The 21,273-nt window shown below is 35.2% G+C and carries 27 protein-coding genes and 1 pseudogene; 15 read left to right on the top strand and 13 right to left on the bottom strand.

The genetic code is table 11. The features are described 5' to 3' along the window. Positions 1-40: 40 nt before the first annotated feature. On the bottom strand, positions 41-1,108 hold the full coding sequence (locus tag OH814_RS05300) for an NAD(P)/FAD-dependent oxidoreductase (RefSeq protein WP_308827405.1): 1,068 nt from the start codon (positions 1,106-1,108) through the stop codon (positions 41-43). 166 nt (positions 1,109-1,274) lie between these two features. Between OH814_RS05300 and OH814_RS05295 the strand changes: the two genes are divergently transcribed. The 5 genes from OH814_RS05295 (at position 1,275) to OH814_RS05275 (ending at position 4,435) form a co-directional block, all read left to right on the top strand. Next, a complete protein-coding gene (locus tag OH814_RS05295) occupies positions 1,275-2,174 on the top strand; it encodes a helix-turn-helix transcriptional regulator (RefSeq protein WP_308827404.1) in 900 nt (299 codons plus the stop codon). A gap of 80 nt (positions 2,175-2,254) precedes the next feature. Then, the gene (locus OH814_RS05290) at positions 2,255-2,542 is read left to right on the top strand and encodes a hypothetical protein (RefSeq protein ID WP_308827403.1); all 288 of its coding nucleotides are present in this window, start codon (positions 2,255-2,257) and stop codon (positions 2,540-2,542) included. Between the two features lie 57 nt (positions 2,543-2,599). Continuing rightward, positions 2,600-3,640, top strand: a complete 1,041-nt coding sequence (locus OH814_RS05285; protein WP_308827402.1) for an NAD(P)-dependent alcohol dehydrogenase — start codon at positions 2,600-2,602, stop codon at positions 3,638-3,640. Between the two features lie 70 nt (positions 3,641-3,710). After that, positions 3,711-4,103, top strand: a complete 393-nt coding sequence (locus tag OH814_RS05280) for an OsmC family protein (RefSeq protein WP_308827401.1) — start codon at positions 3,711-3,713, stop codon at positions 4,101-4,103. A gap of 29 nt (positions 4,104-4,132) precedes the next feature. Continuing rightward, on the top strand, positions 4,133-4,435 hold the full coding sequence (locus tag OH814_RS05275) for a thioredoxin family protein (RefSeq protein ID WP_308827400.1): 303 nt from the start codon (positions 4,133-4,135) through the stop codon (positions 4,433-4,435). Positions 4,436-4,513: 78 nt separating this feature from the next. Here OH814_RS05275 and OH814_RS05270 read toward each other — a convergent pair whose 3' ends face one another. Then, a complete protein-coding gene (locus OH814_RS05270; protein ID WP_308827399.1) occupies positions 4,514-5,479 on the bottom strand; it encodes an aldo/keto reductase in 966 nt (321 codons plus the stop codon). 285 nt (positions 5,480-5,764) lie between these two features. Between OH814_RS05270 and OH814_RS05265 the strand changes: the two genes are divergently transcribed. Continuing rightward, positions 5,765-6,532, top strand: a complete 768-nt coding sequence (locus OH814_RS05265) for a helix-turn-helix domain-containing protein (protein ID WP_308827398.1) — start codon at positions 5,765-5,767, stop codon at positions 6,530-6,532. 94 nt (positions 6,533-6,626) lie between these two features. Here OH814_RS05265 and OH814_RS05260 read toward each other — a convergent pair whose 3' ends face one another. Then, entirely contained in the window at positions 6,627-7,571 is a 945-nt protein-coding gene (locus OH814_RS05260) for an HPP family protein (protein WP_308827397.1), read from the bottom strand. A 403-nt stretch (positions 7,572-7,974) separates the two neighbouring features. On the opposite strand from OH814_RS05260, the gene OH814_RS05255 reads away from it, so the two are divergent. The 3 genes from OH814_RS05255 to OH814_RS05245 all read left to right on the top strand — a co-directional run bounded on the left by OH814_RS05255 (position 7,975) and on the right by OH814_RS05245 (position 9,446). Then, a complete protein-coding gene (locus OH814_RS05255) occupies positions 7,975-8,460 on the top strand; it encodes a phosphatidylserine decarboxylase (RefSeq protein ID WP_308827396.1) in 486 nt (161 codons plus the stop codon). After that, the gene (locus OH814_RS05250; protein WP_308827395.1) at positions 8,417-8,854 is read left to right on the top strand and encodes a phosphatidylserine decarboxylase; all 438 of its coding nucleotides are present in this window, start codon (positions 8,417-8,419) and stop codon (positions 8,852-8,854) included. The genes OH814_RS05255 and OH814_RS05250 overlap by 44 nt, the downstream gene beginning before the upstream one ends. 205 nt (positions 8,855-9,059) lie before the next feature. Then, complete coding sequence (locus OH814_RS05245; RefSeq protein WP_308827394.1) at positions 9,060-9,446, top strand: hypothetical protein; 387 nt, start codon at positions 9,060-9,062, stop codon at positions 9,444-9,446. 112 nt (positions 9,447-9,558) lie between these two features. Here the strand turns inward: OH814_RS05245 and OH814_RS20615 are convergent. Both OH814_RS20615 and OH814_RS05240 read right to left on the bottom strand, forming a co-directional pair. Further along, positions 9,559-9,732 (bottom strand): annotated as a pseudogene (locus OH814_RS20615) (LytTR family transcriptional regulator DNA-binding domain-containing protein); the annotation flags it as partial. Positions 9,733-9,807: 75 nt separating this feature from the next. After that, positions 9,808-10,107 carry a response regulator gene (locus OH814_RS05240; protein ID WP_308827393.1) on the bottom strand — a complete coding sequence of 100 codons (300 nt, stop codon included), beginning with the start codon at positions 10,105-10,107 and terminating at the stop codon, positions 9,808-9,810. 276 nt (positions 10,108-10,383) lie between these two features. On the opposite strand from OH814_RS05240, the gene OH814_RS05235 reads away from it, so the two are divergent. The 5 genes from OH814_RS05235 (at position 10,384) to OH814_RS20610 (ending at position 13,677) form a co-directional block, all read left to right on the top strand. Then, on the top strand, positions 10,384-10,575 hold the full coding sequence (locus OH814_RS05235) for a DUF3606 domain-containing protein (protein ID WP_308827392.1): 192 nt from the start codon (positions 10,384-10,386) through the stop codon (positions 10,573-10,575). An 89-nt stretch (positions 10,576-10,664) separates the two neighbouring features. Beyond that, the gene (locus OH814_RS05230; RefSeq protein WP_308827391.1) at positions 10,665-11,123 is read left to right on the top strand and encodes a DNA polymerase ligase N-terminal domain-containing protein; all 459 of its coding nucleotides are present in this window, start codon (positions 10,665-10,667) and stop codon (positions 11,121-11,123) included. A gap of 22 nt (positions 11,124-11,145) precedes the next feature. Further along, positions 11,146-13,008, top strand: a complete 1,863-nt coding sequence (gene ligD, locus OH814_RS05225) for a DNA ligase D (protein WP_308827390.1) — start codon at positions 11,146-11,148, stop codon at positions 13,006-13,008. Between the two features lie 43 nt (positions 13,009-13,051). After that, the gene (locus OH814_RS05220; RefSeq protein WP_308827389.1) at positions 13,052-13,282 is read left to right on the top strand and encodes a hypothetical protein; all 231 of its coding nucleotides are present in this window, start codon (positions 13,052-13,054) and stop codon (positions 13,280-13,282) included. Between the two features lie 242 nt (positions 13,283-13,524). Further along, positions 13,525-13,677: a hypothetical protein gene (locus OH814_RS20610; RefSeq protein WP_374990554.1), complete on the top strand. Its 153-nt coding sequence runs from the start codon at positions 13,525-13,527 to the stop codon at positions 13,675-13,677. Between the two features lie 86 nt (positions 13,678-13,763). On the opposite strand, the gene OH814_RS20605 is transcribed toward OH814_RS20610, so the two are convergent. From OH814_RS20605 to OH814_RS05185, 7 genes are all read right to left on the bottom strand, one after another. Then, complete coding sequence (locus tag OH814_RS20605; RefSeq protein ID WP_374990559.1) at positions 13,764-14,015, bottom strand: hypothetical protein; 252 nt, start codon at positions 14,013-14,015, stop codon at positions 13,764-13,766. Positions 14,016-14,329: 314 nt separating this feature from the next. Then, the gene (locus OH814_RS05210; protein ID WP_308827387.1) at positions 14,330-14,692 is read right to left on the bottom strand and encodes a glycosyltransferase; all 363 of its coding nucleotides are present in this window, start codon (positions 14,690-14,692) and stop codon (positions 14,330-14,332) included. A 394-nt stretch (positions 14,693-15,086) separates the two neighbouring features. Then, positions 15,087-15,557 carry a GNAT family N-acetyltransferase gene (locus tag OH814_RS05205; protein WP_308827386.1) on the bottom strand — a complete coding sequence of 157 codons (471 nt, stop codon included), beginning with the start codon at positions 15,555-15,557 and terminating at the stop codon, positions 15,087-15,089. A 416-nt stretch (positions 15,558-15,973) separates the two neighbouring features. Further along, complete coding sequence (locus tag OH814_RS05200) at positions 15,974-16,627, bottom strand: GIN domain-containing protein (protein WP_308827385.1); 654 nt, start codon at positions 16,625-16,627, stop codon at positions 15,974-15,976. Positions 16,628-16,806: 179 nt separating this feature from the next. Further along, positions 16,807-17,760 (bottom strand): nitrilase family protein, encoded by a 954-nt coding sequence (locus OH814_RS05195; protein ID WP_308827384.1) that lies wholly within the window; start codon positions 17,758-17,760, stop codon positions 16,807-16,809. Positions 17,761-17,777: 17 nt separating this feature from the next. Next, positions 17,778-18,611, bottom strand: a complete 834-nt coding sequence (locus tag OH814_RS05190) for a helix-turn-helix domain-containing protein (RefSeq protein ID WP_308827383.1) — start codon at positions 18,609-18,611, stop codon at positions 17,778-17,780. Between the two features lie 37 nt (positions 18,612-18,648). After that, positions 18,649-19,218 carry a GrpB family protein gene (locus tag OH814_RS05185; RefSeq protein ID WP_308827382.1) on the bottom strand — a complete coding sequence of 190 codons (570 nt, stop codon included), beginning with the start codon at positions 19,216-19,218 and terminating at the stop codon, positions 18,649-18,651. A 282-nt stretch (positions 19,219-19,500) separates the two neighbouring features. Between OH814_RS05185 and OH814_RS05180 the strand changes: the two genes are divergently transcribed. Continuing rightward, positions 19,501-20,409, top strand: a complete 909-nt coding sequence (locus OH814_RS05180) for an AraC family transcriptional regulator (RefSeq protein WP_308827381.1) — start codon at positions 19,501-19,503, stop codon at positions 20,407-20,409. A 247-nt stretch (positions 20,410-20,656) separates the two neighbouring features. On the opposite strand, the gene OH814_RS05175 is transcribed toward OH814_RS05180, so the two are convergent. Next, positions 20,657-21,273, bottom strand: a 617-nt coding sequence (locus tag OH814_RS05175) for a GEVED domain-containing protein (RefSeq protein ID WP_308827380.1), incomplete at its 5' end; no start/stop codon positions are given.

Genomic DNA, 21,273 nt, shown 5'->3' with positions numbered 1-21,273 from the left:
AAATCAATTACAATCTATGAATATTAAAATTTAGATCAATCTATAAACATAATTTTTTCAGCGTTGAAACAATGTTTTTTGCAGAAATAACGGCTCCTTCCATATAACCTGAAAACTCCGCAGATGTTTCTGTATTGGAAAAGAACAGTTTATCATTAAGATATCCGAACTGTAAAAGCGGATGCCCATTGTTTTGATGAGGTCTGCTGATCATCTGAGGCCCTCCTGAAATATATTCATCCGTCCAAACTTTATCATAGTAACTGACCGGTTCCAATGCTTTTTCGCCCAGAAGTTCGGCTAATTGTTTTAATGCATATTCTTTACGGACCTCTTGTGAGTAACCGGCAGCGCCTCCGTTTAGGAAACCTGTAAAACCAAATTTTGTTTCCTCAAAATTCGTATGATCATACATCTCAACAACGATTCCAGCATGGCTGTAAAGCATTCCGGAAAACCCTTCCTGACGCCAGAATGGCTCTGAATATTCAATGGTAAACTTAATAGCTCCTGACATCCAGGTTTGTACGGTTGGCAGTAAGCTTTGTAATTCCTTTGGTAGCTCAGGAGTAAAAGAGATTTTGTTTGCGGCAAGATGCGGAGGTATACATACCACTACGTGATCTGCAGTAAACCGTTTTCCGCTTTCTGTTTTCACTAAAAGCCCGTCTCCGGCTTCTTCAATATCAGTAACCTTGCAATTCAGATATATCTGCTCACGACGTAACGTCTCTTCTAAAGTATCAATCAGTTTTTGTGTTCCGCCTGTAATTCTGTAAGACGGCGTTTGAGATTCCGGAACAAAAAATCTCTGTGGCGGTTCAAAAGATTTTGTCTGAAACAATGAAATACCATCAGAAAATTGCGGATATTTCTTTAGTCCCAACTCTTCAGTTAATGAAAAAAGATGGGTGTGTATTCCTGAAAACCAGGTGGCTCCGAGTTCCAACGGAGTGCCCAGCCCTCCTTTAACCGTTTGGATTCTTCCGCCTAACCTTGGTGAAGCTTCTAAAATTACAGAATCTATATTGTGCTTTGATAAGTAATAAGCTGTCGTTAATGCGGATAAACCACCGCCGATAATAACAATTTTTTTGTCTTTTTGCATGACTGCAAAATTCGAAATATCCTCTTTTTTACTGAATGTAAAAATGTGAAAAAAAATGGTAATATTGAGAAGTTGCTTATTATTATTTATTTTAAATACCTATTTTTAATAGTTAAAACTCCATGTTAGAAGATCATCGCGCTTTAGACAAAATATCAGAAGTTATATGAGGATAAAAGCAATTAAGGAAATTAATGAGTATCATTTGAGTGGCCTGGAAGAGGGTAAACCACAATTCACCGTATATGATTTGAATGAATACCAGAAAGTAAACAATCAACATAATACCAAGCCCCATATCCATAGTTTTTACCAGATCATTTGGTTTAAGAAAGGGGTCGGGAAGCATTTTGTAGACTTTAAATCGTATGACGTTCATGACAATGCCATATTTTTCATTGCCAAAAATCAAGTTCATTATTTTGATGAAAATCCCGACTATGAGGGAGTACTTCTGCATTTTAATGAATCTTTCCTCGTGCAGAATGATGATGAAGTCGAATTTTTCTTAAAATGCAATATGTTTAACAGTCCTTTTCAGCAACCGTCATGCTGTATTGGAAATGCGATCACTCCTGATCTTGAAATGTATCTTTCGATTATAAAGAAAGAATTACAAAACATCAATTCATTCGGAAAAAATGAATTGTTAAGATCCGTTCTTAAAATGTTTCTGATACAGGTTCAACGATGTAAAAATGATTTCGGGAAAGAGCAAATGGATTTGGATGCTACACAGAATGAGAAAAGGTTGCAGCTGTTAAAGTTTGTGACCATTCTTGACGAAAATTTTAAAAAAGGTTTTACTGTTGCCGAATATGCCGGAATGATGTCCATATCAACCCGCACTCTGCTTGATATCACCAATCAGTTTTTAGGAAAAACTCCTTCCCAAATGATTCAGGAGAAGATTATTCTTGAAGCAAAACGCCTTTTATTGCATTCGAGTCTGAATGTTGCTCAGGTTGGATATCGGCTTGGTTTTGAAGATCCCTCTTATTTTGTAAAGTATTTTAAAAGACATAGTCATCAGTCACCATTGGAGTTCAGGAAGTCTATTTCGTAAAATTACCATTTCTATTCGTTAACGGTCACCGCTTGTAAATGCCAGTTTATTGAACTTTGTCATACAAAATACAATTCATTATGGCTAATGCATATTTAGAGATCACGTTAAAGATCGACGACGCAGACAGAGCAAGTGCTGCAGGGGTATACAATCAGTATAAAGCTCCATTTTTAGATACTGTGAAAGGAGCAAAATCTAAAGAACTTTTGGTAAGTGAAGAAAAAGTTCAGGTTCTTCACGGATTTGATTCGGTAGAAGATGCCAAAGATTATCTTTCTACTGACCTTTTCAACAATGATGTGGTCGTAGCTTTGAAACCTTACCTGAAGGCGGATCCTGTGATAGATATCTACAGTGTTGTTTAATAATTAGATTGATTAACAAATGCTGTCATTCGTGACAGCATTTTTATCTCGAATTTTATGATTTCAGCAAAATGTTATGCTGCACACAACCAAGATGCAGCTTTGGAATTATATTCCTTTGAGCGCAAAGATCCTGGCGACTATGATGTTCTAATTGATATTATATACTGTGGAATCTGTCATGCCGATGTTCATCAGAGTAAAAATGAGTATGGCAATACAAAATATCCGCTCGTTCCCGGTCACGAGATTATAGGCCGCATCCGTTCTATCGGAGAAAAGGTCTCAAAATTTAAAGAAGATGAACTGGTAGGAGTAGGGTACTTTATTTTGTCCTGTGGACACTGCCCCAGCTGTATTACCCAGGAACAGCAGTTCTGCGACAATGGGATAACCCCCACTCAGAACGGAAAACTATCAGATGGAACAGTTACAAAAGGAGGCTATTCAGATTGCATTGTTGTTAATGAAAACTATGTACTGAGCGTACCGGAGATTTTAAATCACCCCGGTGCAGCCCCTCTTCTCTGTGCCGGAATCACAACATATTCCTCTTTGAAGTATAATAAAGTTGGTAAAGGACATAAAATAGCTATTTTGGGATTAGGCGGCCTGGGACATATGGCAGTTAAATTCGCAGCCTCATTCAGCGCAGAAGTTACCGTATTAAGCAGTTCTGCCGCAAAGGAAGATGATGCACAAAGGCTGGGAGCTCATCATTTTGTCAATACATCTGATAAAGAGCGGTTTGCCTTGCTGGCCAATCATTTCGACTTTATTGTTGATACGGTCTCGGCAAAACACGATTATAATACCTATCTAAATCTGCTGAAGAAGGATGGAACGATGATTCTACTTGGGCTTCCTCCTGAACCTTCGACGCTTCACGCGCACGCATTAACAGGTAAACGGAGAAAAGTTACCGGGTCTTTCATCGGCGGTATAGAAGAAACGCAGGAAATGTTGTATTACTGCGCAAAACATAAGATTACAGCTGATGTGGAATTAATCAGGCCCGATGAAATTAACGAAGCTTTTGAAAGAATGCTTAAGGGAGACGTAAAGTATCGCTTTGCTATTGATATGCAAAAACTTTAAAATAGACAAAATGCTCTTAACATAATCTTCCAATGGAAGAAGAAATATAATTAAAAATAATTAAAACAAAATGGAAACATTTATAGAAACAAAATATTTTGGTAACAACCAATCTGCAATTGTATCACCATTAAATACAGAATTACTTAATGCAGATTCAGAAAAATTCAGACCTATTGACTTTTTGATTGGCGGATACGGAAGCTGTATGATGAATGTAATGGATAAAATTGCCGGTGAGTCAGGCTTTAGCCTTTCCGAAGCAAGAACCGAAATCAGCTATGAACCGCTGCCAGATATGAGCAGACTGGATAAAATTAATATAACGTGCTACATCCATAAAGAAGACTATTCTGATGAGCAGAAACAAGTGCTAGAAACTGCCGCAACGAAAATGTGCCCTGTAGGAAACAGTTTAAATCCGGAAATCAAAAGAACTTACCATTTTATTTACGGAAAGTAAAACAATATAAAAATTATAAACTGTTAGAGATGAATTTAGATGAAATTATAAAATCCGATAAACCAACATTGGTTAATTTTCATGCGACATGGTGTATGCCCTGTGTTATGATGAAACCTCAATTAGAAGAAGTTGTTGAATCCATGGGAGATCAGATTCAGTATGAGAGAATCGATATAGACCAAAATCATGAATTAGCTTCTCATTTACAGATCAGAAGTGTTCCGACAACCATGATATTTCAAAGTAATGAATTGAAGTGGCGTGAATCCGGTATTTATTCTTCAGAATCGTTAATTAAGATTTTAAGTGATTTGCTAAAATCGAAATAATTTTGCCTTTATGATGATTCTGCAAGGCTGCTGATTAGGCAGCCTTTTTTGATTTTAAAACTTAATTCAGTTTAGTATTTATTCAATGACAGGAATTCTCGATCCTTGAGTCTGAATTGTTGAAAGAGCTGAATGCATTTGTTGCAGATCATTTGCACTAAGTGTGATATCAAGCGCTTTTATATTTTCTTCCAAACGATTGATCTTTGTTGTGCCGGGAATGGGAACAGTCCAGTCATTTTGAGCCATTACCCACGCCAACGCTACCTGAGCTTTTGTTGCGTTTTTATCCCTCGCCATTTTCTCAAGTAGTTCAATAAAAGTTTGATTAGCGATTCGGTTTTCCTTTGAGAAACGAGGAACAATATTTCTGTAATCATTCTTGTCAAATTCATGATTTTCAGAAATGTTACCTGTTAGAAAACCTCCTCCCAAAGGACTGAACGGAACAAATCCTATTCCCAGTTCCTCCAGCGTCGGAAAGATTTCTTTTTCCGGTTCACGAAACCATAAAGAATATTCGCTCTGCAACGCTGTAACAGGATGTGTTGCGTGAGCTCTTCGAATGGTTTCTGCATCTGCCTCACTTAATCCGAAATACTTCACCTTGCCTTCTGTTATCAGATCCTTAATGGTTCCTGCGACTTCTTCAATCGGGATATTGGGATCAACACGGTGTTGATACAACAGATCAATGACATCAGTCTCTAAAAAACGTAAAGAATTTTCAACAACCGTTCTGATGTTTTTTGGGCTGCTGTCGAATCCCTGATAGCCGTCAGAATTCTTAAATCCAAATTTGGTTGCAATGACGACTTTTTCCCGAAATGGTTTTAACGCTTTTCCTAATAATTTTTCATTTTCTCCCCATCCGTATGCTTCTGCTGTATCAAAAAAGGTAATACCTAAATCTACCGCTTTTTTTATCAGGCTGACTGCTTCGCTTTCATTAGTTGCCGGTCCGTAAAACGAGGTAAGTCCCATACATCCCAGCCCAAGCGCTGAAACTTCAAGCCCACTGTTTCCTAATTTTCTTTTTTGCATATTTTTAAATTTTAGTAATACGAAATTCAGCATTATAACACGAAATTCTGTTATGCAGATTACGGTATTACTTATCATTATTACAGTATGAGTTATATGTGAGACTGAATGAGAAAAAAAGTATTAATTTTGATTAAAACTTTCAGTTCAGTGGAAAATATCATTCGATTCGAGACTGTAGACCAGTATAGTAGTTATAATAACCATCCAACGCTTCATCCGCTCATTAATATAATAGATTATTCAAAGTCCAAGCCGGGAAATGAAAAAAGGACGTATCTTGGTTTGTACAGTATTGTTCTAAAAGATGTAGTGTGTGGAGACATTCTTTATGGAAAGGAAACGTATGATTATGAGAGCGGTACTCTGGTTTTTTTTGCACCAGGTCAGATCGTTGGTTATGAAGGCTCATCAGAGTATTATCAACCAATGGGAAGAGGATTAATTTTCCATCCGGATTTACTTCACGGAACAAATCTGGCCGAACAGATTAAAGAATGCCATTATTTTACTTACCAATCAAGAGAGGCATTACATCTCGCTGATAATGAGAGGGAGATTGTGACTGATATTTTTCTTAACATTCAAACTGAACTTAAAAATGGGCATGATCAATACAGTAATAAACTTATTATCGCCCATCTGGAATTGCTGTTAAATTATATTCTTCGGTTTTACGATCGCCAGTTTGAAACCAGAAAAGAGATTAATAGCGGTATTTTATCTGATTTTGAAGCGCTGCTTGATCAATATTTCGATTCAGAAAGACCACAAACCATTGGGCTTCCATCCGTAGGTTGGTGCGCTGATGCAATGAATTTATCTGCCAACTACTTTGGCGATCTTATAAAGAAGAAAACGAGCTATTCAGCTCAGGAGTATATACATAGGAAAATTATTTCAGTTGCTAAGAATAAAATTTTTGATCCCCGAAAACGACTGAATGAGATTGCATTTGAGATGGGATTTGGATATCCTGCCAACTTTACCCGATTTTTTAAACATCATACGGGGTTGAGTCCTAATGAGTTTCGAAAGACATTCATGCAGTAGGTTTAATCGGTGAGATTTGTAAATATCGCAGTTAATCCATTTTCTATGATGACACTCACATTTTTGCTCTGCTATACACAGCCTGTTAATGATTTTAAAAAATCCTTTTAAACAAGCGAGTCTCCGACAACCTTTTTATAATATAAATCGCACTGAATAGCGTTAACGACATAATAAACAATCTGGTCGTAAAATAAACAGGCGTCTGCCTGTCCAGAATCATTGGAAGAATTGCCATTGCGTAGGCAGGCGGTAATTTTGCCTTTAAAGTATATAGTAGCAGAGTGATAAGACTAAAACTCACTGCTGCACTTATTACAATGTGCTGATTAAAAAAACTGTAACAATAAAAACCAATCATGGATGCAATTGACATAGCAACAATTTGAGTAACCAGTGCAGTAATAGTGTAGGAAGTCTTAGTCATATTTTCAAATGCAATGACTATCACCGGAGGGATAGCAGCCATTTCCATATGTTCGTACATATCACAAATTATAAACCATACAATGGAAATCAATAGATAGGTAAACAGATGAAAAGATTTACCTGAAGACGATTTGTTGATAGAATTTACAGGAATATTTTTTTTATTGATAAAAATAGAAAAACCCAAAATAAAAGTAAAAAAGAAAATGGAGGCTAAAAATTCCCATGATGAACAATTGGTGATAATTGGTAGAAGGCCTGTTGCAATTGCAGGAGCCAAGAAGTTTTCTGCAATTTTTAAAACGGCTAATACCAATATTAGAGAGATGGTAAGCTTCATTACCATTGAAATATCTAACATATTGATGCCAAAACCAATTATAGCGGTAATAGATGGTAGGTAGAATAGATGCAACGGCTTTCTTCGCCAATCGTCTTTTAGGTAGATGAAAGAGCCGATAGATAGTGCTGCCATTTCTGGAAGTATAATTTCTCTGTTTTTGACAAAAAATGATGTCCCCAGCATTAAAAATATCAAACTAAAGGCCTTTACATGTTTCGTCACATACTCTTTGTAAGTATCCGGAATTTTATATGTGGTAAATAACATTATATTAATTTTAAGATATTTCAACACTTTCAGTAAACGAAAAGTATAATTTCCTTGTTCACTATTTTGTTGGAGCAAAATTATTGAATAATGCTGTTTTCATCTTGTTACGGAACATCTCACAGGTAACAATCTAATATTGGATTTTGGAGTAAGTGCTTGTAAAACAAGTTGTTGTTTTGTGATGTTAATGTTCGGAAGTGATTAAGTTTACCACAAGTATTCATAATATTACCATAATTTGAATTCCGGATAAAAATTGACTATTTATAACGTATTTGTAAATCTCGCTTAATCAGTGTTTTAATTTGCATGTTGGGTCTGTCTGTTTAGTGTCAACTTATAATTATTGCTACTTTTACCAAGAGGAATTCAGATTTTCAAATAAAAAGAATACCTAAATATGGAAATAAAATATATTGTAAGAAAAACAGGACAAATTCAAAGAGAAGTGCCGCCAGCGGAACGTATGCTTAAATTTTTGTACCATCATCCTTTCGGAAAAACGGCTATTCTTCCGTTGGTTAAGCAAAAAATTGTTTCGGATTGGTATGGCAGAAAAATGTATAAAAAATCATCTGTAAAGAGGATTAAAAGTTTTGTAGATACTCTGAAAATTGATATGTCTGAGTCCGAAAAAAATATGGGCGACTTTTCCTCGTTTAATGACTTTATTTTCAGAAAGCTGAAGACAGGGGCAAGAACTATAGAGGACGGACTTGTCTCGCCCGGCGATGGAAAAATAATCGCTTTCGAAAACGTGGCAGATGTACATGAGTTCTATGTCAAAGGACAACGTTTTACATTGGAAGGCTTTCTTAGAAATAAGGAATTAGCACGCTCTTTTGAAAATTCATCAATTTTTTATTTTAAGGCTTGCTCCCAATGATTATCATCGCTTTCATTTTCCCTATAACGGAATACCATCGGAACCTGTAAAGATAAAGGGACATTATTTGTCGGTATCACCTTATGCCTTGATTAAAGATTTTGGAAGAGTGTTTTGCGAGAATAAAAGAGAATATACCATTTTATCAACAGACCAGAAAGGTGAAATATTGATTTCTGCTGTGGGAGCGACCATGTTTGGAAGTATTATCAACACTTTTAACCCATATACAGAAATCTCAAAAGGGCAGGAGATGGGATATTTTGCATTTGGTGGCTCGACAATCGTGATGCTTATCGAAAAAGGCCATCTAACAATCGATCGTGATATTATCGAAAATACAAAGAAAGGATTTGAGACCTATGTGAAAATGGGTGAAAGAATCGCTTTTTAGTAGTTAAAAATTATACCTTAACTATAAATGTGCTAAAATAAAAAGAAGATTCATTATGTTCAAACCATACCCTACAAGAAATTGATGACAGAATAAAGGAGATCGAAAATGATAAAGGTGCTCCAATAAAGTTTTTAAAAAGGTTATCAAGCCGCCACGAGATTACATCAAATACTAAGGATTGGTTTGAGTCCGCCGAGAACTATTGGGAAAAAAAGCAAGGAAGAAATTAATTGTACCCATAGCAGTAGATAAGAAGTATTTAGCTAGAACACTGCTTATTGTGGATTTTCTGGTAAAACTAATTGAATTCAGAAGGCATCATTTCGGTTTTGACATTAATGATCAAAACATTATTAAAATTTTAGATCGAGAAATTCATATTAGTATTCCAAAGGTGGCAAATTATGTGACGATTGACGATAGTAAGTATAGCTCAAGAGATTTTGTGATGACAGAATTGTTGTGTGTACAAACGTTTGAAGATACTTGGAACCGTAATGAACGGAAAAAACACTCGGTATTCTGCCATAGAAGAAAAATTAATTCGTATGGTGGCTTACCTAGAGCTTTATGGCAAATATTCAAATGAATATCATTTAGAACTTAAAGAAGTTGGAGAAAACAAGCGATTATCAGAGAGCAGCAAAAATACGGTTTACAAATTGTTCAGATCCAGTTGGTACTTCAAACAAAAACAATAGTTATATAAAAACTATTACCACTAATATATTTAATAGAGAATCCTTGTAATTTGGGGCAATAGTAATTTGCTGGTCACCAATTACGATGTGGTTGCACTCAAATGCTTCAATTTTATCAAGAGCAATGATAAAGGAACGGTGAATTCTCCTAAAATTTTCTGACGGTAGTTCTTTTTCAAGTTTTTTTTAAACTCATCAAAATTAAAATAGGCTTCGGAAAACCTTTCAGAAAAATTTTCAAGTAATCTTTTAACCCTTCAATAAAGAGTATTTCGGAAAATTGATTTTGATTTGCTTATATTTAGATTTTACGAAAAAGAATTCATGTTTTTTTTCCAGTTTTTCGGAAACAGTTTGTTGATTTACAAAATAATTTCTAACTTTTGTAGCTGCATTCAGAAATTCCGTATAATCAAATGGTTTTAACAGATAATCCACTGCATTGACTTTATAGCCAGCAATTGCATATTGATCAAAAGCTGTGGTAAAAATGACTTTGCTTTTTTGTGGAAGAAGTTTAGAAAATTCCAGACCATTCAAATCAGGCATCTGAATAACGGTGGAGCCAGTGCCGTATTGATGACATAATGTCTTTACTTTTAAAGAGTTGTAATGCTAAATCCTATAACGTTAGCAAAGGAACGAAAATATCTAATTTCATGGTATCATCAATCTACTTTTCTTCTTACCATTGCAATTAATCAAAGCACTGCTTTTACCGTAGGATCCAATCATATGTCTTCAGCCACGCCCCGGATAAAAAAGTTGTTGATTTTGAATGGTTTGCTGGCATTTTATTTGTTCATCTAAACGTAAAATTATACTATGGCAGATAACAAGTCAAAAAAAGATCAGCGTGACCGCAACAAAGTAAGCGGTTCGGAAAATTATGAAATCCAGTATTTCAAAGATAAAATGAATGTCAGTTCTCAAGCAGTTGCAGGAGCTATTCGTGCGACTGGGTCAAATGACCGTAAGGTGCTTGAAGCTTATCTTAAAGAAAAGCATAAAAAATAAATTGATTACAGCTTTATAAAATTAAGCTTATCATTACCACTTATCTTTCTGGCATAGGTCAGAAAGATTTTTTATCCAAATCCATCAGTATGAAATTATCTGATTACCATAAAAAAAGATCGGAAGATAAAACTCCTGAACCCTTTGGAGGTCAGCCTTCAGGAACGGAGCTTCGATTTGTTGTTCAGAAGCATGATGCTTCACATCTTCACTATGATTTTCGTTTAGAAATGGATGGTGTTTTGAAAAGCTGGGCCGTTCCAAAAGGCCCATCGCTTGATCCTGAAATTAAAAGACTTGCGATGATGGTTGAAGACCACCCGTATGATTACAAGGATTTTGAAGGGATAATTCCGAAGGGACAATATGGTGGAGGTACCGTAATTGTATGGGATGAAGGTACCTATGAAGCTGTTGAACCAGTGGAAGGTGATTTGAAAAAACAGGAAAAAAACCTTTTGCATCAATTGTATTCAGGCAAACTTAAAATTAAGCTGAAGGGTAAAAAAACTCAAAGGGGAATTTGCATTGGTAAAAGCCTATGGTAGAGGAGAAAATGGATGGCTTTTAATGAAACTTGAAGATCGGTATGCAACAAAAACCGATATTACTTTAAAAGATAAATCTGTTCTTTCAAAAAAAACCATTGCCCAAATGGAGAAATCTCCAGATAAGGTATATGGTGAAAATATTATAAAACGTGATAGCACAATAAAAGATCAGAACGCCACTACGGACAAAGCTGTTGAAATCGTTCAGTCCCAGCTGGATGCAGAGCCAAATGATAAAAGAAACTCAACCCGAAAAGTAAATGCACTTCTTAAAAATGTACCTGAGGAAAAGTTTTATCACGAGGTTAAACCTATGCTAGCTACGTTAGTTGATGAGCCATTCGACAGTGAAGATTGGCTGTATGAAATAAAATGGGATGGTTACCGTGCGGTCGCATTCATGAACGGCAAAAATGTAGAGCTGAAATCAAGAAACAACAAAAGCTTTTCTGAAAAATTTTATCCGATACAACAGGAATTGGAAAAGATGAATTTAAAAGCGATTATCGATGGGGAAGTGGTCGTTTTAGGTAAGAAAGGAACCGCTGATTTCGGATCGCTGCAAAACTGGCGAAGTGAAGCCGATGGTGACCTGGTATATTATGTATTTGACATTCTTTGGTATAGGGGAAAAGACTTAAAGGATTTGCCACTTACAGAACGAAAAATGATCTTGGAACAAATATTACCGCAGAGTAATTCTATTCTGTTGAGCCAGGACTTTCATACTTCTGGCATTGAATTTCTTGAAGCCGCCAAAAAGATGGGACTGGAAGGCATTATGGCCAAAAAAAAAGACAGTTTATACCACACTAAGAATCGAACAAAAGACTGGCTTAAAATCAAAGCCAATAAACGGCAGGAGGTCGTCATAGGTGGCTATACGCTGAATGATGATTCCAGCAAATTATTCAGCAGCCTGCTGGTTGGAGTTTATGACAATAAAAAGTTAATTTATACAGGTAAAGTTGGGACAGGTTTTAATGCAAAAATGCAAAAAGAGATGATGGAGCTCTTTACACCGCTGATTACTAAAACAGTGCCTTTTGCTGAGGAACCGGATGTCAATAAACCATCCCGCTTTAGACCCAATCCGCCTCATGCCAGTGTTACGTGGTTGAAACCTGAGTTAATCGGCGAGGTCAGTTATACTGAGTTAACCAGTGACGGAGTGATGCGACATCCATCATTTGAAGGGATGCGCGCTGACAAGAAGGCAAAGACGGTAGTGTTGGAAACTGAGAAACAGACCGGCAAAATTGTCGATTCCTCTCAAACGCTGGTCAAGCCAAGATCCAAGTCTGAACGCAAAACCCTGCTTAATCCTACAGAAAGCACGCAGGTCAAGAAAATTAACCGGCATGAACAGAAATTTACCAATCTCAATAAGATCTTTTGGCCTGCAGATAAAATCACAAAACGCGACCTGATTAATTACTATTATCAGATAGCGCCATATATTCTGCCATATCTTAAAGGAAGACCACAGAGTATGAACAGATTCCCGAACGGTATTGCGGAAGAAGGGTTTTATTTCAAGGATATTACCGGTAAAGCACCTGAATGGATTGAACGATACCTATATAAAAGCGAGACTGATAACAAAGAAAAACAATATTTAGTCGGCAGTGATGAAGCTACCTTACTGTATATGGCAAATCTTGCCTGTATCGAGATGAACCCCTGGAACAGTACCTTACAGAAACCTGATCATCCTACATATTGTATTATTGATCTTGACCCCGATAAAAATACGTTCGATGATGTCATTAACACTGCGCTTGTAACTAAACGGATTTTAGATGACCTAGGCGTACCGAGTTATTGCAAGACCAGCGGTTCCACAGGTCTTCATATCTATATTCCATTGGGCAATAAATAATACGTATGAACAGAGCAAGGAATTTGCGAGGATTATTGTAAAGATGGTCCATCAGGAACTGCCAAAAATAACAAGCATTGAAAGACAGATATCCGATCGAAAAGGAAAGATGTATCTGGATTTTCTACAAAACCGTCCACATGCAACCATTGCTTCAGTGTATTCTGTCCGACCGAAACCGGGAGCAACTGTGTCTATGCCACTTCATTGGGATGAGGTAAAAAGTGGACTAAAAATGTCTGATTTTACCATTTTTATGCTGTCGATCGCTTGAAAGAAGTAGTAGACTTATTCAAACCTGTACTTAGAAAAGGTATCGATATGATAAAAGTGCTGTCTAATTTTTATGATAAATAATAAAGTATGGAATTAGTGGTAGTTGATATTTTAATATTAAGCTACTTATCATAAACAAACAGATATTTCAGAAAAGATTACGGAGTTAGCTGACCAAGCCCACGGTGAACAAATGAGAAATATAGTCCTGAGCGTTATATTGTGCATCCACGACGAGTGATGAAAACCTGCAGCCAATATACAGAAAATCTCACTGTTTTGTCAGCGGCATTACTCCACGATGTTGTTGAAGACATAAAAACATCATTAGACGATATTGTTAGTGTCCCGGAGACTTCTCCTTCAAGAATTTTGGCTCCAGTATTACCGTAGCTTATATTTCTCCAACCGAAATCGTTCAGATGAAATAAAAGGGTTTTCTTCTTCAATATCAAAGACAATTTTTTGCATTACTTTTGTCATTTACTTTTTACCAGTTCCTTTAAAAGGTAATATTCCAATAAGTCGAAGAACTGAACATCCGAAAATTTATTATTTTTCACTTCATAGCTCAAATTATACAAAACCTGGCTATTAATTGTATTATTCACCAATGCTTTTGCATCTATACCAAATGCTGCGTACAGACCCCATGGTTTAAAAATTACACCGGCGGTTATATGTTTGCCATGAGTTTTTATCGTTAATGACTTTGTTTGAAGACCGCTAATCCAATTTTTTCGGAAGTCCTATGTCCAAATGAATTTGTAAGTTCGAAACAGTCTCCCAAATTAAAGAATAATTCCTGATTTATTGTTGGTGTAGCATGTCCTGAATATTCAAAATTATCACTGATATTAAAATAAAAGCAATTGACAAACTCTTCCAAAAGGGACGTAGGCTTATGTGTAGTTGTTCTAATCATGTATTTGAGTATTAATTGCTTAATGAGTTGAAGAACAATAAATAACTAAAAAAAAATGTCTTCAAATGAATGATGGCTGGCTATATAAAATGACTTTATAAATTTTGCAAGGATCGAAATTTATTTATTCATTTTTTCATCTTTAAAAACAGGATGTCCTACGCAAAGTTTTAAAGAATGTGAAATCGAACACAAACTTAACATCTGTCGTAAGGCAAACTCATCTCTTAGATCACGAATATCAATAAACATATTTAAATCACCTGTACATAAATTAATAGCCCATTGTTTCACCTGTTCGACAGGCGCAATGTGTTTTTTAACAAGATGAACTTTTGAGTAAGTCTGACATATTTGTGTTGTCATATCAGTTGAGAAGTGATCTATGATAATTACCTCATCAGCTATTGAAAACGCCGTTTCAAGAAAAGAACTGATCTTTGTTTCATTGTTATAAACTGACGTAGCGATTGAAATTCTCATAAATTGTTATGTATTGTATTATTACTATTATAATATTCTTAGATCTTATATATAAATAAGCAAGAACTTCATAATTCTGCGGTGGAATTTACAACGAGGATCAGGTGTTTCCTTTAATCCTGACGAATAGTTTTGCAACGCAGAGGATTTATGAAATAGCTTATTTCTTAATCTATAGTTGTGATAAGTTAGAGCTGATGTCCAGATTGCAGTGTTCTTATTTTATGCGATAATAGCAAATGAAGTTATTCCACCACTACTATACAAGCATATTTTAAAGGCAAACCGTTATCTAACTCATATGGGTTAACCTAAACAGGTCTCCAACCGAACGAGGTTTAAATCATTATTAGCAAGGATTATGTCGTATATTGTAATATTTGTGCTAATGTTATTATGAAAGCTTAGAGAAATATTGAAGGTGTAAAATTGGATAGGATTTTCCAGTACTATCGATTTCAGATTTATTCACTATTATGAAACCGTTTTTTTTATAAAAATTAGCTGCTTGGGTATTTTGCTCATTAACATCAACTTCAGTACAATGATAAGTTGATATTACGTATTTTAAAAGTGTTTCTCCGATTCCTTTTCCGAATCGTTCGGGAGATACAAATAACATTTCGATTTTATTATTGGCTATACCGGCAAATCCTGCAATACTGGAGTTGATTTTTATACCGTACAGCTGTACATTTGGGAGATATTCTGTTATAATAAGAGTTCTAAAAAATAAAATATCCTCTTCTTTAAGAAAATTGTGAGTAGCTCTCACCGATGCTTCCCATATTGTTGCAATTTCCTCATAATTCTTCAATTTTAATGGAATAACATTGTATATTTTTCTGTCTTTTATTTCTTTCATTTATAATTTTTTATGTCGTTAATTATTTAAAAACACTCTCTATAAACGGCAAGGAAATTTCTAGAGACTTTGCCTTCATTTAGGTTGTATTTCTACACATCTTAAAACAAGTAGATCCATATTAATTATTAATACAAAGAGAGTATCTAGTTTATGATTGCTATTTTGGAATTTAATCCTTACATCAAATAACCAGCGAAAATATCACATTTAATAGTATTACTTAAATATTTGTTGAGAAAGTAATAAATTGTAGATCATTATCAATCTCATTAAGCAATAAGATTTCTATTCATCGAAACTGCAATTTCTTAAATGTGATATTGTTAGGGAGAGCAAGCAATATTTCAGGAGTGCTTCTATTATTTAGTAATTGTTAAATCTGCCACTCTCATTGGCTTATAAATTTATTGCTATTAAAGTGATAAGATGGATCCGTTGCCTTTAATGTCTGACGTAATCTGCGGATTACCGGAATAGTAAATATGGCCGTCACCTTTAATTTTTCCTACCAAAGCATTTGTCGTTTGAAGGTATATATGTCCATTACCAGTAATTGATGCTTTGGCATCCTGAGAGGACAATGTTCTGAAATCTACTTTTCCATTACCTATAAGGTCTATATCTACGTGGCTTGTTGTGAATGGATCAGTACATGTCATAATGTTTTCGCCATGACTGACAATATTGACATAATTGGTGTGATTAAATTTACCGTGTGTACTTAAAGTACGTTTACCGTTCAAGGTTAAATTATTGAAGTAGGGTACTGTAATAACAATTTCTACATCCTCAGAGTAAATCTGATCTTGGTCATAGTCCAAGATTAGCTCACCATCACTAACGCGTGACCTGATATGTTTCACTAGATTGTCGCTACCTGTGATAGTCACGCCTGCATGTTCCGAATATGCGATCCGAACGTTCTTGCCCGCACTGATATTTAATCTATTAAAGTCCGTAACGTTGCGTATTTCGTGGGTATTATTTCCACTTGCGTGTAATTCATCGTCGGTATTGCAGCTTGTAAAAAGTAAGGCTAAAATCAGCACATAAAAAAAATGTTTCATAAAATTAAGTTTAAGTAAATAGTAAAGTTTTTTGTTAGATATTTTAATTGATATCTGTAAGCTATGCGTATGTAATTGTAAAAAGATAATTGTAAATTAATTTTTTCGTTACAAAAATGTAATCTTCAATTGGGGTGAATAGTTATACCCCTGTATATGTTACAATGACTAATGAAAAATCAATTTTGAGAATCCAGCCAAGCAACTTTCTGTTCCGCATTATGCTGCTTTCCAATAATATCTCGATATAGCTCGGGACGCCTTGCTCTTAGATACCTAGTTCCACCAGCGGCATTAATTTTATCTTGCGAGATGCTGGCAATTGCAACGTCTGCGCCTAAAACCGTGCACTCCGCAATAATATCACCAAAGGGATCCAAGATCATTGAACAACCATTTTTCAGCTGATCATCATCCATTCCGATCGGATTAGAAAAAATACAATATATGGCATTGTCAAATGCTCGGGAAGGAAGCCATTTCATTAGCCACTCTCGACCTTTCGGACCTGAAAACTCTCGTAAAAGCTGCTGATTTTCATGCTCTCTGTTATACCACAAGTCTGGGCTAACGAAACCGGCACCCGGTCTTGGCGAAGGTGTACACATGGTAACATGCGGCATTAATAAAATATCAGCACCTAGTAGTTTTGTAGCTCTGACATTTTCGATAATGTTATTGTCGTAACAAATCAGTATTCCGAAATTCCACCCGTAAAGATTAAATACACAGTAACGATCACCAGGACTTAAGTGCGGATTGATAAATGGGTGAAGTTTACGGTATTTGGCGACTATACCTGATTTATTTACACAGACGTAAGCTTTGAAAAGATTGTCATCGTCATCTTTCTCAAAAAGACCAGCGCAAATGGCTATATCATGTACTGCTGCAATTTGAATTAGGGCTCTGATGCTTTCGCTATCCGTTAAGTTCTCAGCTATGTCCAACATTCTTTTTTTATCAAGGTGACGGGCAAAAGTATAACCGGTAATAGAACACTCGTGAAAAACGACAATTTTAGCACCTTTCGATGCTGATTGTGCAGACAGCTCTGCGATACGCATTAAATTATCCGCTTTGTCTGCACTTTTGTTTTCAAATTGTGCAGTTGCAATAATTAAGTCTTTCATAATTTTTTTTTGCAAATTTACTTCCTGTTTTTTACCTGTGATTGTATATTTTCGACAGGTAAATCCACAACATTGACTGCAAGTTTACCGTGCTTTAATTGATAAGCAGACGGCGTTAGTCCAACAAACTTGTGGAAATCCCGTATCAGATGTGCTTGGTCATAGTACCCAGCATCATAAACTATTTCTGTTAAATTATTCTCAGACTTTGTGTTGTGCATTTTCCCAAGAAAATGATGGAGCCGTATAATTCCTGCTAACTTCTTCGGAGATAATCCGACCGCAGATTTAAAAATTCTTTCAATTGTCCGCTGTTGGTAGCCTGTGTAATTAACTAATTCCTCCGCTTTAAAAATTCCTTTTTTTTCAAGAATCCAATTAGTAGCTGCGGGTATCATCGGATGTAATTGCATTTCATTATTATTTATCAAAATCGAAAAATAACTATTAAGATTTTCCACAATATTATATTTTCCTTTTGACAAGGAAAGTTGCTCATGAAGATCAGTAGCAGCAGATCCGCATATGACCTCATAATCAATTAACATATTAGTCATGGCTGTAGCCGGAATATCTAAAATACGGCTCAAACCAAAAGGTCGAAAGACTGTTATGACAAGAGAAACGGAACCACGCACTTCAAGATTTTTGTATTCAGGTATCTGCCCGTATATAAAAACTTGTGGAAGTTTCTCTCCGTTATAAAACAACATTCCGTCACCCAAGCAAAAAACAATTCCTGTATTGCCGTCAGCGAAAATGCGTAACTGATTATGCTTGAAATGACAAATTTCAATAAAAAGGTAATGCTTAATATATGGGTATAAAACGGCGGAGGGAAATATTTGCATGTTGATTGGATGCTTAGTGTTGCTGTAACAAAAACTTCTATACTAATTTATTGGAGTCTCTTATCGCTTGAATAGCTGATGAAGGTAGACCGCATTCTTTCAGTATTGTAGTTATAAATGCCGTTTTTTGAGCAACATATTCGTTGATATCTTCCGTTGAGGCTGCAATACGATATTTTAGATCGGCATATTCTTTAACTGCTGTCGGATGATTTCGTAAATAATTTCTAAATTGTAAATGATTTTCCAAAGCAACGCAGCCTGATTCACAGACATACAGATTATGAGTTATTGCTTCCTTGGATTCTTTGTTAAACGGCGCAAAGGGATGTTTTTGTGAAAATGAATATCTTCCGGGTATGCCTAATGTTCCTTGATAGCAATATCCCATTGCTGTTAGTTTTTCAGTAATAAAATCCCGCACTGTCAAATTTTGTATAATGATGTCTATGTCAATTATTGGTTTAGCTGCTAAACCTTTCACAGAGGTACTGCCAACATGTTGTATGTCAGAATATAATCCATCAAGATAATGTTTTAGAATATATTCTATTTTTTCATACTTAAGTTTCCAGTCATCTGAATATGGCTCGATAATTATTTTCATTTTATTTAGCAGATTTTTTATGGTCTATTATCTTTTCAGCTAATGTTATCAAAGTATTTCGCTCAACAAAATTATGCTAAATCATCATTTGAAGATTTGAAAATGTAATACTTATTTGTAGATTTACACAAAAATAAGAAGCTTTTAAGATGATCATCTTGTTAACTGCTGTTCACTAATAGACTACTAAACAGCTTTGCAAATTTAGAATGATTACATCTATGAAGTTTACTTTTAAAGTATTATTACATACGCAATACGTATTGAACAAAATCTGACGATATGTTAAGTAATCTCAATCGATTTGACACAATATACAAATCAGAAATTATCCAATTGCCGCAATTTAAAATTGTATACAGCAATACCAAAACTGAACAAAATGCGACATTATACGAGAATGAAGAAACATCACCTTTTCATCGTAAGGATGATGCTGTACTTACCTGTGTCATTGAGGGGAAAATTGATTCATATCATCAAGGTATTGAGAATTCATGTCATTTAAAACCACAAAGTTGTGCATTGGTTTACGGACCACAGGACAATGAACATTTTATATGTGAAAATCAGTACATCGAAAGCATAGCTATTGGAATTAATAAGAAATTTTTTATTGATCTATTACAGAACGAAGATCCCTGGTTGCATGAAATTATAAATAAAATGGAAAAAAATCAACCTTTCAGCTTTTCAAAAAATGTTTATAAACTCACTCCCCACATGTATGCAATTCTTCGAAAGATTAAGGAAACAAAATATAAGGATAGCTTTAAAGTTCTTTATCTACAAAGCTTAATGAATGAACTTCTTTTACTGCAGTTTAAAGAAATCTGTTCTGAAGAAATAAACTTATCTAAAAACAACGTAAATCAGGTTGACCTTAGAAAACTAAAGGACATCAAAGCTTATATTGAAACCAATATTCTTGAAGACTTTTCGTTAGATTCATTAGCTCGCATATCAGGACTTAACACTTTCAAATTGAAAACAGGATTTAAAGAAGTCTATGGCAGCAGTGTTTTTGAACACATAAGAAGCTTAAGAATGCAACTTGCATCAGATATGCTATTGAATGGTTCTAATAACGTCAGCGAAGTTGCTTATATTTTAGGGTATTCTCATGTTCAACATTTTTCTACGGCATTTAAGAAGTACTATGGAAAAACTCCTGGCCAGTTTAAATGTTGAATTAAAAATTTTACAACGAAATTTAAGTTTGAAATAGAACCCTTTTTAAATAATCGAAGCCGGTTTTTGTTAATATTTCCAATTGTTAAATTACCATGAAATTACAACTGTAAAATAGATCCCAGACTTATCCTGTATGTATGCAGCTATTTACAAGATTCTTAGCATCGTCAAGATTTGAAGTGTTTGATTAAATAGCAATTTTACTTGCAAGCAGAACAAATGCGAAAGAAGTTGCTGTTACTTGCTAAAATTTTATTTTTTGACTGGCCGGGCTATCATTTGTAAAATCCAAAGCTACAATAATTATCTGATTTGTGTAGTGCAACGGCTCTGAAATGAAATCTTTATGATTAACATTCTCATATTTCTTCAAAAGCCTTCCTGATACATCAAACAAGCTTATGGTTGATATTATATTTTTGGTGTTATTAACAACAATGCTGTTTTGTGTGTTTTTATAAATCGAAGTTTTTTCTCTTTCAACATCTGCGACTGAGAGAGAGGATACAATGGTCACCGCATAATCCTCCACCTGGCCGAAAACAGGATTTGAACATCCGTTATAAGTAAATGCCTGAAGATCCATATCGCCAATGATACGCATACGCAGAGGAATATTCAAAACAGCATTAGCAGGGGGCAACACGTTTGACGTAACGACTGTTTGCTGTGCAACATTGGTCATATTCATGACCACTTCCGAACTTTCCTCAAAAATTCCGTTGTTGTTAAAATCTATATATGCTTTAACAATGTGAGGATAATTATATCCTACTTGAACTGAGAGCGGTGTCGCTGTATTTAGAGGAATAGCAGTTGTAGTTTTTCCTAAACAGTAGCCGCTGATGTAATTAATATAAA

The sequence above is a fragment of the Chryseobacterium sp. CFS15 genome (assembly GCF_031118795.1).
GTDB classification, from domain to species: Bacteria; Bacteroidota; Bacteroidia; order Flavobacteriales; family Weeksellaceae; genus Chryseobacterium; species Chryseobacterium indoltheticum.
The sequence above is the reverse complement of the archived record's forward strand: the minus strand, read 5'-3'. Positions and strand labels throughout refer to the sequence as shown.